The organism is Erythrobacter insulae, assembly GCF_007004095.1.
Classification (GTDB): domain Bacteria; phylum Pseudomonadota; class Alphaproteobacteria; order Sphingomonadales; family Sphingomonadaceae; genus Erythrobacter; species Erythrobacter insulae.
In genome coordinates this window covers 2459123-2472608 of record NZ_VHJK01000001.1, presented here as the reverse complement: position 1 = coordinate 2472608, position 13486 = coordinate 2459123, and the positions used below count along the sequence as shown (strand labels likewise).

The 13486-nt window shown below is 54.9% G+C and carries 14 protein-coding genes; 7 read left to right on the top strand and 7 right to left on the bottom strand.

Translation table 11 applies throughout. The features are described from left to right. Positions 1-19 precede the first annotated feature (19 nt). On the bottom strand, positions 20-850 hold the full coding sequence (locus FGU71_RS11590) for an LD-carboxypeptidase (RefSeq protein WP_142788712.1): 831 nt from the start codon (positions 848-850) through the stop codon (positions 20-22). A 53-nt stretch (positions 851-903) separates the two neighbouring features. On the opposite strand from FGU71_RS11590, the gene FGU71_RS11585 reads away from it, so the two are divergent. After that, entirely contained in the window at positions 904-2331 is a 1428-nt protein-coding gene (locus FGU71_RS11585; RefSeq protein WP_142788711.1) for a glutamate ligase domain-containing protein, read from the top strand. Continuing rightward, positions 2328-2606: a hypothetical protein gene (locus FGU71_RS11580; protein ID WP_142788710.1), complete on the top strand. Its 279-nt coding sequence runs from the start codon at positions 2328-2330 to the stop codon at positions 2604-2606. The genes FGU71_RS11585 and FGU71_RS11580 overlap by 4 nt, the downstream gene beginning before the upstream one ends. On the opposite strand, the gene FGU71_RS11575 is transcribed toward FGU71_RS11580, so the two are convergent. Beyond that, a complete protein-coding gene (locus FGU71_RS11575) occupies positions 2603-3247 on the bottom strand; it encodes a glutathione S-transferase family protein (RefSeq protein WP_142788709.1) in 645 nt (214 codons plus the stop codon). The genes FGU71_RS11580 and FGU71_RS11575 overlap by 4 nt on opposite strands. Beyond that, on the bottom strand, positions 3247-4188 hold the full coding sequence (locus FGU71_RS11570; RefSeq protein WP_142788708.1) for a DUF808 domain-containing protein: 942 nt from the start codon (positions 4186-4188) through the stop codon (positions 3247-3249). The genes FGU71_RS11575 and FGU71_RS11570 overlap by 1 nt, the downstream gene beginning before the upstream one ends. Before the next feature lie 218 nt (positions 4189-4406). On the opposite strand from FGU71_RS11570, the gene rpsF reads away from it, so the two are divergent. The 5 genes from rpsF to FGU71_RS11545 all read left to right on the top strand — a co-directional run bounded on the left by rpsF (position 4407) and on the right by FGU71_RS11545 (position 9176). Then, a complete protein-coding gene (gene rpsF, locus FGU71_RS11565) occupies positions 4407-4772 on the top strand; it encodes a 30S ribosomal protein S6 (protein ID WP_142788707.1) in 366 nt (121 codons plus the stop codon). Further along, complete coding sequence (gene rpsR, locus FGU71_RS11560; RefSeq protein ID WP_142788706.1) at positions 4772-4996, top strand: 30S ribosomal protein S18; 225 nt, start codon at positions 4772-4774, stop codon at positions 4994-4996. Before rpsF ends, rpsR begins: the two co-directional genes overlap by 1 nt. Positions 4997-5009: 13 nt before the next feature. Next, positions 5010-5666 (top strand): 50S ribosomal protein L9, encoded by a 657-nt coding sequence (gene rplI / locus FGU71_RS11555; protein WP_142788705.1) that lies wholly within the window; start codon positions 5010-5012, stop codon positions 5664-5666. Positions 5667-5805: 139 nt separating this feature from the next. After that, on the top strand, positions 5806-7254 hold the full coding sequence (locus FGU71_RS11550) for an AMP nucleosidase (RefSeq protein ID WP_142788704.1): 1449 nt from the start codon (positions 5806-5808) through the stop codon (positions 7252-7254). A 419-nt stretch (positions 7255-7673) separates the two neighbouring features. Further along, on the top strand, positions 7674-9176 hold the full coding sequence (locus FGU71_RS11545; RefSeq protein ID WP_142788703.1) for a methyl-accepting chemotaxis protein: 1503 nt from the start codon (positions 7674-7676) through the stop codon (positions 9174-9176). A 2-nt stretch (positions 9177-9178) separates the two neighbouring features. On the opposite strand, the gene rimK is transcribed toward FGU71_RS11545, so the two are convergent. From rimK to FGU71_RS11525, 4 genes are read right to left on the bottom strand one after another with little or no spacing between them, the layout of a single operon-like run. After that, entirely contained in the window at positions 9179-10084 is a 906-nt protein-coding gene (gene rimK / locus FGU71_RS11540) for a 30S ribosomal protein S6--L-glutamate ligase (RefSeq protein WP_142789116.1), read from the bottom strand. Positions 10085-10137: 53 nt separating this feature from the next. Then, positions 10138-10584, bottom strand: a complete 447-nt coding sequence (locus FGU71_RS11535) for an ATP-dependent zinc protease family protein (RefSeq protein WP_142788702.1) — start codon at positions 10582-10584, stop codon at positions 10138-10140. Further along, entirely contained in the window at positions 10581-11597 is a 1017-nt protein-coding gene (locus tag FGU71_RS11530) for a Vgb family protein (protein WP_234035732.1), read from the bottom strand. Before FGU71_RS11530 ends, FGU71_RS11535 begins: the two co-directional genes overlap by 4 nt. Beyond that, positions 11594-13474, bottom strand: a complete 1881-nt coding sequence (locus FGU71_RS11525; RefSeq protein ID WP_142788701.1) for a M2 family metallopeptidase — start codon at positions 13472-13474, stop codon at positions 11594-11596. The genes FGU71_RS11530 and FGU71_RS11525 overlap by 4 nt, the downstream gene beginning before the upstream one ends. Positions 13475-13486: the final 12 nt, after the last annotated feature.

Below are 13486 nucleotides of genomic sequence, written 5' to 3'. Positions count from 1 at the left end.
TCCTTGTCAGGCCCGGCGGTTACGAAGCTGCCGGCGGACTGGCAAGCCCGAACGGCACGACCCTGTTGGCAGATGTGTGACCGATTTCAGCTCGGCCCAGATACGGAACACCTGCGCGCTCGCACCAGAAACGCGCAATATCTTCCTCGCTCTGGCCGAACTCTACATAATTTTCCGGAATGTCGGTTACCGAACCAAGCCGAAGCCCGGCGATGCGCGGCAAGCTGCCCGACAGATGGAAGAACAGCCGATCAATCGCGTAGAGATGCTCGCTGACTTCCTCGACCATAACAACATGCCCGGAAAGGTCCGGCATCATCGGCGTGTTGGAAAGCATGGCGAGTGTGATCAGGTTAAACGCGACTGCCGGTGTCGCCCCATCCAAGCTCGGCTCCAGTCCGGTATTGTCACCGTTAAGCCATTGCAAAACCCGGCGCACAGCCTTGCGACCATTGGCGGAGCGCGCGCTGACTGGCATCGACCCATGCGCGCACTGCCCGATACCAGCGCGGTACAACGCCGCCAGCAAATACCCGCAATCGGAAAACCCGACATAAGTTTTCGCACGCGCAGCAGCGTTCATTCGGGCCATGGCGGCTTCGGCGATGCGATTGGAGCCATACCCGCCTTTAGCGAACCAAACCGCGTCAAACGCCGGATCATTGGCGCACTCGAGCAGCGCGGTTAGCCGCGTAAGATCACTTCCCGCGAAATGCCCTTCGCGAACAAAGCATTGGTCATGAAATGTGACCTGCGTCTGCGGAAATTCTGCGGCCACCATCTCGCGCAAGGCGTCCGCGTGTTCGCGGGTTATCGGCGTGGCAGGGGCACAAATGGCAATTTTCGTCATTCTTTACACCTAGTTCGCTTGTCAGTGCCCGCGCAAGCCAATATCCGTGTCCTATGGATAACTGGAACGACCGGCCGGACCTTGATGGACGGCCCTTTTTCTTTTGCGGCATCGGTGGGTCGGGCATGCTCCCGCTGGCTCAGATCGCGCACGGCTTTGGCCACCAGATCGCAGGCTCTGACAGAAGCCGTGATCAGGGTCGCACGCCCGAAAAATTCGGATGGCTCGCGGACAACGGATATGCACTTTACCCGCAAGACGGCACAGGCATCACCGACAAAGACCAAATCCTGATCGCATCCGCTGCGGTCGAGGACACCGTGCCCGAGGTTAAACGTGCAAAAGAGCTGGGCTGCGTGCGTATGACGCGCGCTGAACTGCTTTCGATGTTGTTCAACGAAGCGGGATATTCCATCGCCATCGGCGGCACCTCAGGCAAATCGACTGTCACCGGAATGATCGCGTGGATTCTTTCTGTCGCAGAACATGACCCGACCGTGATGAACGGTGCGGTCATGAAAAACTTCGCCGATGGCGACAATCCCTTTGCAAGCGCACGGGTTGGCAATCCGCGGGTCTTTGTTAGCGAGGTGGATGAAAGCGACGGCTCAATTGCGCTTTACCGGCCAACAATCGGCGTGCTGCTCAATGTCAGTCTTGATCACAAAAGCCTTGGCGAGCTGCGCGCTTTGTTCGGCAATTACCTCTCTGATTCCGGCTGCGCAGTCGTCAATTTCGACAATCACGAGGCCCGTGATCTGGTGAAGTACGCTTCCCAATTTGTGAGCTTCGGGATCGAGTCCGATGATGCGGAGATCACCGTTGATCGCAAGACAATCGAGCAAGGCGCGTTGGAAATCTCCGCTGCGGTTGTGGACAGCCGATCAAAAGAAGCCTTCCCTCTGGTTCTGCCTATGCCGGGGTTGCACAATCTTTCCAACGCCCTCGCCGCAATCGCAGCGGTAAGCGCGGCGGGTATCGGAGTTGATAAAGCGGTGCACGCGCTGCGTTCCTTCAAAGGGCTGGCGCGCCGGTTCGATGTTGTGGGTACGAGCGATACCGATATCACCGTCATCGATGATTTTGGCCACAACCCGGAAAAATGCGCGGCGACCCTTCGGACGTTAAAATCGGCCCCGGGCCGGGTAATCGCGTTTTTTCAACCGCATGGATATGGCCCACTGCGGCAGATGGGCGATGAACTGGCTGAAACTTTCGCAAGCGTGCTTGCTCCAGACGACATCACAATCATGTGCGACCCGGTCTATTTCGGCGGGACGGTTGATCGCAGTGAAGGCAGCGAACGGATCATTGATCTGATCAAAGCGCAGGGAGGAACCGCCGAACACATCGCCGCCCGCGAAGATTGCGGAGCCCGCATTAAACAGCTTGCAAAGCCCGGGGACCGGATTGTGATTATGGGCGCTCGGGATGACACACTTAGCGAATTTGCACGGTCCATTTTCGAACAGATCCGATGAATACCTATCAAGCCGCAAAACAACATGCATTGCGGATGTTGGGCGCGCTTTTCCTCGCCATTCTGTTTGTCATCGTTGTGGAGCGATTTTGGGGACACTCATCCATCGCGTTTGCAATCGCCATCGTCGGGCTCGTCGCGATGAACACACCTATGCTGCGCCTCAATTGCAAGACTTGCGGAAAGAACCTTTTCTTTCGCGGAATATTTGTGGTGCCGTGGCCGAACAGGATCTGTGGCAAATGCGGGACAGATTTGACGCAAGCAAATCCCTAGGATGGGAGCGCGGCGCGTCCTTTTTCCTCGCGTTCGGCGGCGCGTTTGTAGGCTTCTCGTCCCGTAAGTCGCTCTCTGTACGCTTTAAGCCCTGCTGGAATGCCATCGTCCAGACCGACATTCTTTGCCAAAATTAACGCGTATCCCACACAGATATCAGCGATTGTAAAACGGTCCGCGCAAAGGAAATCGCGCCCCTGCAATCGCTGCTCGATCTTCACCAGACGTTTGTAAAACCACTTGGCATAGGCATGACCTGCATCGGCCCAGCCCTTGTCCTTTTCGAATATGGCAAAGCGCATATAGACAGTTTGCGGAAAAGTGATCGTGGCATCTGCGTGATATGTGTAATCACAATATTCGGCATAGTCCGTATCACCTGGAGCGACAGCCAGATCGGTGATGCCGTCTTTGGTCGCCAGATAATGGGCAATTGCGCAGCTTTCCGTCATGCGGGCATCGCCATCAATCAACAAGGGCACGGTGCCTAGTGGATTGATCTCGAGATAGTCAGGCGCAAGATATCGCGGCGGAAACGGCAAGATCTTCAGATCAATCTCAACACCAGCCTCCTCAGCCGCCCAGGTCGCTCTAAGCCCGCGCGATGCAGCGCAAGTGTATAAGACCGGTTTTTGGGTCATCAGTGTGCGCCCTCATACCCGATCACTTTGTGCAGCACGAAAGTGATGATTGCGCCGAGGATGAGGCCGATCACTGCCGAAATCGCTGCGTAGGTGAACCAGCCTGCGATACCCGCCAATGAACCTGCAATGCCTTGCACGGCGTATTCTGCACCGTGTGCGATATCATAGAGCAAATCGAACCCGACTTCATGTGTGCCATGCACGATAATTCCGCCGCCAACCCACAACATCGCAACCGTCCCGATCACCGAAAGCGCGACCAGCAATTTGGGGACAGCGTTGACCAGAAAATGCCCGAAGTTTTGTGCTGTAGTGTTCTCTTTCTTCGTCAGATGCAGGCCGACATCGTCCATTTTCACAATCAAAGCCACTGCGCCGTAAACCACCACGGTCACCACCACGGCGACTATTGCCAGAGCGATCCCGCGTTCCCACCACACGTCCAAATCGATCTCGTTCAGAGTGATCGCCATAATTTCCGCCGACAATATGAGGTCGGTTCTGACAGCGCCAGCGATCCGCTGTTTTTCAAATTCGGCAGGGTCCTGAATTTCATCTTCAAGCGTTTTGCCGTGCTTGGCCCCGCCCAGTTTTTCCAAGACTTTTTCCGCGCCTTCGTAACAGAGAAAAGCCCCGCCCAGCATCAAAATCCAGATGATTAACCACGGCAAAAACTCCGACAACAGAATCGCACCGGGCAATAGAATGATGAGCTTGTTGAACAAGCTACCTTTGGTGATTGCCCAGATTATCGGCAATTCCCGTGCAGGCGAAAGACCCGTAACATAGCTCGGGGTCACGGCTGCGTCGTCAATCACGACCCCGGCAGTCTTTGACCCTGCCCTGCCTGCGGCCGCCGCAATGTCGTCTACCGAGGCAGAGGCTGCGCGCGCAATCACCGCGACATCATCGAAAAGTGCGACCAGACCTGATGGCATTGTGTTTTCCTATGGTGAAATGGAATGGCCACCTCCATATCGGTTGTTCGCCCGCCTGCAAGAGCGCGCGCGACATTGATTGTGAACGCTTGCATTCATCCCAGAACAAGCTATGTGCGCGCATCGCCTTTTTATCGGGCGGAAACGAAGAAAGCCGGAGGGGCCCCGCGATCCGCGCGGACAAGCCAGCGATCGGCATAAACATGAAAGGATGCGAGATGGCTCTATATGAGCATATCTTTCTCGCGCGTCAGGATTTGAGCCAAGCTCAAGTCGATGCGCTGGCGGCCACGGCCACCGAAATCGTCGAAGCGAATGAAGGCAAAGTCACCAAGACTGAAACTTGGGGCCTAAAATCACTCGCCTATAAAATCGACCGTAACCGCAAGGCTCACTTCGTGATGCTCAACATCGACGCTCCAGGCAGCGTTGTTGAAGAACTCGAACGCCAGACCCGTATCAACGAAGACGTCATTCGTTACATGACCATCCGTGTCGAAGAGCACGAAGAAGGTCCAAGCGTAATGATGCGCAAAAACGAGCGCGATCGTAAGCGCCGTTCAGACCGTGAGGAGCGCGACTGATGGCACGCCCGTTTTTCCGCCGCCGCAAATCTTGCCCGTTCTCTGGCAAGGATGCCCCCAAAATCGATTTCAAAGACGTGCGCCTGCTTCAGGGTTTCATGTCCGAGCGTGGCAAGATTGTGCCTTCGCGTATCACCGCCGTTTCCGCAAAGAAGCAGCGTGAACTCGCTAAAGCCATCAAACGTGCGCGTCACATCGGCCTTCTGCCGTACATCGTGAAGTAAGAGGAGTAAGAACATGGATATCATCCTCCTCGAACGTATCGAGAAACTCGGAACCATCGGTGACGTTGTCACTGTGAAAGACGGTTATGCCCGCAACTTCCTTCTCCCGCAGAAGAAAGCTTTGCGCGCCAACGAATCGAACAAAAAAGTGTTCGAAGCCAACCGTGAGCGCCTTGAAAAAGAAAACGCAGAGCGTCGCAGTGTCGCAGAAGCGACCGGTGAAAAAGTTGCTGGAGCAGAGGTCATTCTGATCCGCGCCGCATCCAACACCGGCCAGCTTTACGGTTCTGTCAACGTCCGTGACATGATTGTCGGTTTGACCGCGCAAGGTCACGATGTTGACAAGAAACAAGTCATCATGGGCGCCCCGATCAAAACCATCGGCATGCACGATGTGACTGTGGCTTTGCACCCAGAAGTGCACGTGACCGTCAAAGCAAACGTCGCGCGCAGTGACGACGAAGCCGAATTGCAAACGCAGGGCATCGACGTTCTGGCTCAGATGTTTGAAGACGAGCAGAAGCAAATCGAGGAACAGGCCGACGCAAACCGCATTGACCCTGCCCTTGAGCCGGGCGAAATCCCTGCCGAGCTGCTTGAAGAAAACGCCGCCGACGCAGCCGAAGCATCGGCAGACGAAGCAGCCAGCGAAGAAGAAGCCGAAGGCTGATTTCTTCCAAGAGCTTTCGCTCAGTCATTAAAAGGGCGCGGAGTCGGTTCGACTTCGCGCCCTTTTTGTAAGAGGCGATGAAGCATCCGCGCAAACGCCAGATTTTGAAACATACAGCATCAACAGCTAAGGACACTGAATGACACCAATCAACACCATTGTCGAAGAATTGCAGCAGGTTTACAGCGAAGCTGTTTCTACCTTGCGCGCAGACGTGATGGCATTCGGCACTGCCGGAACCATCCCGCCTCAACGAAAGCGTGAGGACGGCAGTTATGCCTATCCGCAGCTTACTCTGCATTATTCAGGTGTTGGCGAACCCTTGGACCGAAGCCGCGCATTCGGACGGCTCGAAATGCCGGGGACGTATACGACAACAATTACCCGCCCTGATCTGTTCGCGCCCTATCTAGAAGAGCAGCTGGAACTGATCGCATCGGAATACGATGTTAAATTCGAAGTCAGTCGCTCGCGGCAGGAAATCCCGTTCCCTTATGTTTTGGATGGCGCAGCAGGCGCTGCGATGGTCGGCATTTCTCCAACTGACATCGCGCAACACTTCCCTTCTACCGACCTCGCTTTGATCGGCGACGAATTGGCTGATGGCATCGAATTCGACGACAACGAAGACATGCCACTTTCGCTATTTGATGGTTTACGAACCGATTATTCACTCGCGCGTCTCGCGCACTACACCGGCACACGGGTGGAAGATTTTCAGGACTTCATCCTGTTCACGAACTATCATCGTTATGTCGATGAATTCGTTAATTGGGGGGCTCAACAGATCTCCGATGACACTGGCAAAGACAGCTATATCGGCCTTACTGGCGCCGGAGGGTTGGACATCCGTAAGTGCTCCGACAATGCGCAGGAACAGCTGAACGATACCGCTTGGCGGCGACACCAGATGCCTGCCTACCACCTGATCCGGAAAGACGGCAAAGGCATCACGCTGGTCAACATCGGCGTCGGCCCGTCCAACGCAAAGACTATCTGCGATCACCTCGCTGTATTGCGGCCGCATGCATGGATGATGATCGGTCACTGTGGAGGCGTACGTTCCAGCCAGAAGATCGGCGATTTTGTGCTCGCACACGCCTATCTTCGTGATGATCATGTTTTGGATAATGTTCTGCCCCCTGAAATTCCGATCCCGCCGATCGCCGAAGTCCAGCAGGCTTTGGCAGCGGCGGCCGAGGCTGTTTCCGGCGCGCAGGGCGCAAACATCAAACAGCGAATGCGCACTGGAACTGTAGTCACCACCGATGACCGCAATTGGGAATTGCACTATTCAAGCTCGGCAAAGCGCTTTTCGCAGAGCCGGGCCATCGCCGTTGAGATGGAAAGCGCCACTATTGCTGCCCAAGGATATCGGTTTCGGGTGCCGTACGGCACATTGCTATGCGTATCGGACAAGCCACTTCACGGTGAGATCAAATTGCCGGGACAGGCAAACAAGTTCTACGAAGAAGCCATCGCAGCACACCTGCAAATCGGCTTGGAATCGTGCAAGCGGTTGAGAGACGAAGGTGACCGGTTGCACAGTCGGAAATTGCGCGCATTTAATGAGCCTCCCTTCCGCTAGAGAACGCTCGTAATACTACGCATCTCTATGCGTTCAGAGCGATAACCAAAACCCGTCAAAAGGACGCCTATGGCAAACATAGGCGCACTTTTGATGGCGATACCCCCTGTGATTTGGAAGACTGCGCTGGTCCCGCTTTATTTCCTTTTCGCATGCATCGTGGTGCTCGCACTTCTGCTGACCCCGAGGCGCGGTGAACCGGTTACGCTTTATCCCGTTGATCAGCGGGGCATTGCTGCGATGCCTCACATCTTATCATCAAAAAGCCTCCGATTGGTCTCCCGCGGCAATCTTCCGGGCAGTTACGTTGTAATCGGAACCCCTCCTGACTTCGGGACAGCTCTGCGTTTCCATGGCTTACTTTTACTGAACTCAAACGCGCCGGGTTGCGGGCCGGCTTCAATCGAAAAGGACACAAGATGATCGTTTCGATCGAAGAACTGCGTTTGCGTGGAATCCAATTCATTACCGCGGGCAGTTGGCTCGTGACCCTCACCCTGTTCGTTTTGGGGTTATGGTTTGGCGATATCGCTGTGACCGCAGCATTTGCCAGCGCGTCCCTGAATATTTTACCTTCGGTCTATGCCGCAAGGGGCATCAATAACCGGAACGCAAGAAGCCTGATGGGAATTGCTGCTGCGATCCAGCCAGCCTTGTTGCTCTACGTTATGCAGGATACGGGCTGGCAAATCGATATGCACCTGTACTTCTTCGTCGCCCTAGCCTCACTCACGGTGCTCTGCGATATCCGCTCAATATTCATAGCCTGCGCGCTGATCTTCGCCCATCACGTGTTTCTATCCTACCTAATCCCGACCTGGGTGTTTATCGGTGAGACCAATGCCGCACGATTGTTTATTCATGCCTTCGCCACCTTGCTGATCGGATGCGTCCTAAGCTGGATATCTAACGAAATCAGGCAATTACTGGAGCAGAATGCGAGCGCCCGCATTGACGCTGAGGTGAACGCAGATCTCTTGAAAGAACAGTCTGCCGAGCTACAGCAGGCGCTTCACCGCGTTGAACTTGAACGCACACGCCGCGAAGAATTCGAGATCGAAAAAGAACAGCAAAGAACAGAGGATCTCAAACGGTTCTCACACGAGTTTGAAACATCGGTTTCGACCGTAATCCAATCTGTCGCAAAAACCGCAATGATGCTGGATACCACTACCAAACAGCTTGACGCCTTGGCCAAAGAGACCGGCGATCAAGCCGATGGCTTCTTCGGCACCTCAAATGCTGCTGCCAAAGCCGCCGATACGGTCGCGCGCGGCGTAGCGGAGCTGACGGACTCGATTGCAAAGATTGCCGTAAACGTAAGCCAGCAAGACGAATTAACCCAGCTTGCTACTGAAAAAGCGCTGTCGGGCGGGCAGTCGGTGGGATCGCTCACCCAGCATTCTGACACTATTGGCGAGGCAACGCGCGCAATCGTGCGGATCGCGGAGAAAACAAACCTGCTGTCACTGAACGCTGCGATTGAAGCCGCCACAGCCGGCCCAGCTGGCCGAGGCTTCACCATTGTTGCCCAAGAGGTCAAAGCTCTTGCATCGCAGGCAGGGGAAGCGGCCACGCAGATTGATGCATTTCTGACTGGCGTACGGTCCGGGAGTCTCGAGGCAGAACGCAATTTCACAGAAATCGACGCGGCTATCACCGAGCTTAATCAAGCCGCAAAAGCCATCCGCTGGGACGTCGACGATCAGCGCAAATCAGCCGACACGATTCAGCAATTCGCGCGCGGTGCAGCAAGCGAGGTTAGCGAAATGGCAGAACGCAGCCGAAGCCTTGCCCAATCGGCCAGTGCCGCGAAAAACCTTTCCGGCGAACTGGGTCACGCAGCGAGTGCTTTGATCCAAACCGTACAAGCGCTCGAAACATCAACCCAAGAGTTCGTCAGCAAGCTTAAGGCTGCCTGATATCAGCCCTTCCCCTTGGTTTTTGTGCTGTTCGGTTTTGCATGACCTTCGATGAATTCGATGATCTGGCCTGCAATGTCTTTGCCTGTGGCATTCTCAATTCCCTCCAGACCCGGCGATGAATTGACTTCCATGATCACCGGCCCGTGATTGCTTCGCAGCAAATCAACGCCGCACACATTCAGCCCCATATGTTTCGCTGCACGAACGGCGGTGGAGCGCTCTTCTGGAGTGATCTTAATCAGCTGCGCAGTTCCGCCGCGGTGAAGATTTGACCGGAACTCGCCTTCGGCCCCCTGCCGCTTCATTGCTGCAACAACCTTGCCGCCTACGACCAGGCACCGGATATCGGAGCCTCCGGCTTCTTTGATGAACTCCTGCACCATGATGTTCACATTGGCACCGCGGAACGCCTCGATGATCGACGCTCCGCCTTTGAGCGTTTCAGCGAGCACCACACCGATGCCCTGCGTTCCTTCGAGCAATTTGATTACCACCGGCGGACCGTTGACAGCCTTGATAATCTCTTCGGCTTGCTTGGGATCATTTGCGTATGCAGTGAGCGGCAAACCCAAACCGTGTTTCGCCATAATCTGGGTCGAGCGGAGTTTGTCGCGGCTTCTGCCGATCGCAACGCTTTCGTTTAGGGACCATACGCCGCTCATTTCAAACTGACGAAGGACTGCGAGGCCATAATTCGTGATCGAAGCGCCAATGCGCGGGATTACAGCATGATAGCCGCTCAATGTTTCCCCGCGATACATAACTGTCGGGCGGTGGCTGGCGATGTTGACGGTGCAGCGAGTGGTGTTGAGAATATCAAGCGTATGACCACGCTCCTCCGCAGCCTCAACCAGGCGCTTGTGCGAGTAGAGGTTAGGGTTACGAGCGAGCATCGCGATTTTCAAAATGAAGTATCCTTTTGCTGATCCCAGTTCAGGGACCACTGTTTTATTGAGAATTATCGGGCGTTCGTCAGCCCGCCTTTTTGCAGCCACGATTGACCGCTGTTCACGACGAAACGCCGTCTTAAAGCCGTACGGCCAATCAGCATGGGAAACTGCATGTCTGACCTGTCGGCCAGACTGAATTCCGCGCGGAATTGGGTGTCCCCGATACAAAGCGGCGTCTTGATTACATATCGCCGCTGACTTTCTCCGTTTGAGCTGGTTATTCCGCGAATGTCCACCTGAACCGCTTCACATTCGTGCTCCTCACCATCCCAATCGACCGAAAAACGCACGAATTCTTTTCCATCACGCTCGATCGTTTCGGTCACATGGCCGTGGAGCGATGACGTGCGGGCCCCGGTGTCGATTTTGGCCGGAATGTTGAACAGGCCCAGATCGGGCAGGCTCACGCGTTCACGCCACCCGACAACAGGTAAAATTAATGCTTCAGACTTCATGGCAAGATCGCCATGCCATCGCCGCCATCACCCGTGGGTAATCGGCGCAAAACTTCTCCACTCGCATAATCTACCTCTGCGACAGTGTTGCTCGCCGTTTCCGCGACATAGATACGCCGGCCATCATCAGACCATAGGATCGTCACCTGAAAGCGTTCCTGCGCCTCTTCTGGCCCGGAAACCGCAATCGTGCGAATAACTTTAGCCGATTTAAGATCAATCACCGTCAGCCCGCCATCTCTCAAATCAGAAGTCACAGCAACGTCGCCTTGGGGCCGGATGGAAAGGCGCAGCGGGAACGCGCCTGTTTCAACCGTATTACGGACTTCCATAGTCGTTGGATCGAGCTCAAATGCCTGATCGGATCCACGCGCTGACACCCATAATGCTGATCCGTCTGGCGCAAGGGAGATACCCTCCGGTTCTTCTCCAACGGTCACTGACTTTACCGATCCAGATTTCAGATCAATCCGGGTCACAGTTTTGGACCCGAGATCGGTTGTCCAAGCCGCCGACTGATCCGGTGCCACAGCGATCATGTGGCTGCCTTGTTTACCCGTTTCGTATCTTGATTGCGCGATCGAAACGGCGGGAAAGGGATCGGGCAGCCTGTAAATGGCCTGTTGACCTTCGGCGGTGACATAGATGTCGCCGCTTTCATGCCAGACGATACCATGCGGACGCGCATCTTCGCCTAGATTGAGGCTCCGCACCCTTTCGAGCGTGTCGGTTTTGAAGATGTCCACAGTCGTGCCGCCATAACAGGCCAGAGCGACATGCTTCTGATCGGGTGAAGTCGCCAATTCGTGCGGGTTTGTACAGCTATCGCGCCGCAGCACTTCTTCGCCCGAAACAAGATCAATTTTCGACAGCGTATTGCCACGTTTATTGGCAACAAACAGTGTGCCGGTCACATCCGAAGATGCGACCGGCTCAGTTTCGATGCGCTCATCCGGTGCCAGGCATGCGGTAACGAGCGGCAAAATGAAAAAGGAGGCTGCCGTTAATCTCACCAACCTTTTTCCTGTCCTTTATTCTGTTCTTCAAGCCAATCCATAAGCGGGGCGAAATATTCGACCATCGCCTTGCCGGACATTTGGCGCTCTCCTGTGAAGGCCTCAAGTGCGTCAGGCCACGGCTTGGAAGCGCCCATTTCAAGCATGGCGTTCAAATTCTGGCCGACCTCTTCATTGCCATAAAACGAACAGCGGTGAAGCGGCCCTTCCCAACCTGCGGTGTCGCAGGCCGCTTTATAAAACTGGAATTGCAGAAGACGGGCAAGGAAATAGCGGGTGTAGCTGACATTGCCGGGAACATGATATTTTGCGCCGGGGTCAAAGGCATCATCCGGCCGCTCAACCGGTGGAATGATACCCTGATATTCGGTGCGCAATTCGGTCCATGCCTTGTTGTAATCTTGCGGTGCGACCGATCCATCAAACAAGCTCCAACGATACCGGTCAACAAGCAGACCGAATGGCAGGAACGCCACCTTATCCATCGCCTGACGCAGCAGCAGGCCAATGTCCTTATCGGCGCTGGGCACTTCGTCTTCTTTCAGCATGTCGATCTGCACCAGATAATCCGGTGTAATCGACAAGGCGATCATATCGCCGATCGCTTCGTGGAAACCATCATTTGCGCCATTGAGATGCAGGAAGTCCTGATCATTATAGGCGCGCTGATAATAATTGTGGCCAAGCTCGTGATGGATCGTGATGAAGTCATCTGCATTCTGCTTGATGCACATCTTGATACGAAGATCGTCGACATTGTCGAGGTTCCAGGCTGAGGCATGGCACACAACTTCGCGGTCGCGCGGTTTGGTGAACTGGCTTCGATCCCAAAAGGTTTCCGGCAGAGCTTCAAAGCCCAAAGATGAGAAAAACTGTTCGCCGACTTTCGTCATCTCGACCGCGTCCAGATCTTTTTCCGCGATCAAATCGGTTAGGTCATAACCGATATCACCCGCGCCTTCGGGCGCAACCAGAGGGTAAATGTTACCCCATTCCTGGGCCCACATATTGCCGAGCAAGTCAGCGCGAATTGGGCCGGTCGCAGGTTGCACGTTGTCGCCGTATTTCTCGTTCAGCTTTCGGCGAACGTATGTATGAAGCGCAACGTAAAGCGGTTTGACTTCCTGCCACATGCGTTCGGTTTCGCCTGCGAATTCCTCCGCCGACATATCATAACCCGAACGCCACATCGTGCCGACATTATCGAATCCGAGCTCTTTGGCGCCTTCATTCGCGATGGCTATCATTTTGGTGTAATCTTCACGCATTGGCGCGCCGACATTGTCGTGCCAGCTGGCCCACATTTCGGCGAGCTCTTCCGGGGTGCGTTCCAGATTACCCATTTCTGCTTCGATGTCGGAGCCATTGATAGGCTCGCCATTCAAAGTCCCCTTACCCTGACCGTACTGTGCGCCAAGATCGGTCGCGATGTTTGACAATTCCTCTGCCGCGCCATCGCGTGAAGGAGCTGGCATCGCGATCCCGTTGCGCAACATATCCAGTTTGCGCGAGATTTCTGAATCGAGCCCGGGCACTGCGGCGTATTTTGCCGCTTCATTGGCATAGCCAACGCTCATCAAGGTAGCCCGCGCGCCATATTCAGCGGCAAGTTTGTTGCTGTCATAGGTGATGTTGGTCGCTTGCAACCAATAGATATGCGCAGAAGTGCTGGAAAAGTCGGCCATTTCGGCTTCGACTTTTGCAATGAACTGCGCCGCTCCTTCAGGTGTGAGCGGAAACTCTGTTTCGGCAGCCGATGCCGCAGTGTCCGTGTGCGCATGTCCGGCATGGCCATCTGCAAATGCGGGAGCGGCTGCGAGCGATATCGCCAAGGATGCGAGAGAGGTTTTAAGCGCAGAGATTGCGAGTGTCATGGTTGAGTGATC

Coding starts and splice junctions, on each gene's coding strand:
- FGU71_RS11590 (WP_142788712.1), bottom strand. CDS start 850: ATGACGAAAATTGCCATTTGTGCCCCTGCCACGCCGATAACCCGCGAA.
- FGU71_RS11585 (WP_142788711.1), top strand. CDS start 904: ATGGATAACTGGAACGACCGGCCGGACCTTGATGGACGGCCCTTTTTC.
- FGU71_RS11580 (WP_142788710.1), top strand. CDS start 2,328: ATGAATACCTATCAAGCCGCAAAACAACATGCATTGCGGATGTTGGGC.
- FGU71_RS11575 (WP_142788709.1), bottom strand. CDS start 3,247: ATGACCCAAAAACCGGTCTTATACACTTGCGCTGCATCGCGCGGGCTT.
- FGU71_RS11570 (WP_142788708.1), bottom strand. CDS start 4,188: ATGCCATCAGGTCTGGTCGCACTTTTCGATGATGTCGCGGTGATTGCG.
- rpsF (WP_142788707.1), top strand. CDS start 4,407: ATGGCTCTATATGAGCATATCTTTCTCGCGCGTCAGGATTTGAGCCAA.
- rpsR (WP_142788706.1), top strand. CDS start 4,772: ATGGCACGCCCGTTTTTCCGCCGCCGCAAATCTTGCCCGTTCTCTGGC.
- rplI (WP_142788705.1), top strand. CDS start 5,010: ATGGATATCATCCTCCTCGAACGTATCGAGAAACTCGGAACCATCGGT.
- FGU71_RS11550 (WP_142788704.1), top strand. CDS start 5,806: ATGACACCAATCAACACCATTGTCGAAGAATTGCAGCAGGTTTACAGC.
- FGU71_RS11545 (WP_142788703.1), top strand. CDS start 7,674: ATGATCGTTTCGATCGAAGAACTGCGTTTGCGTGGAATCCAATTCATT.
- FGU71_RS11535 (WP_142788702.1), bottom strand. CDS start 10,584: ATGAAGTCTGAAGCATTAATTTTACCTGTTGTCGGGTGGCGTGAACGC.
- FGU71_RS11525 (WP_142788701.1), bottom strand. CDS start 13,474: ATGACACTCGCAATCTCTGCGCTTAAAACCTCTCTCGCATCCTTGGCG.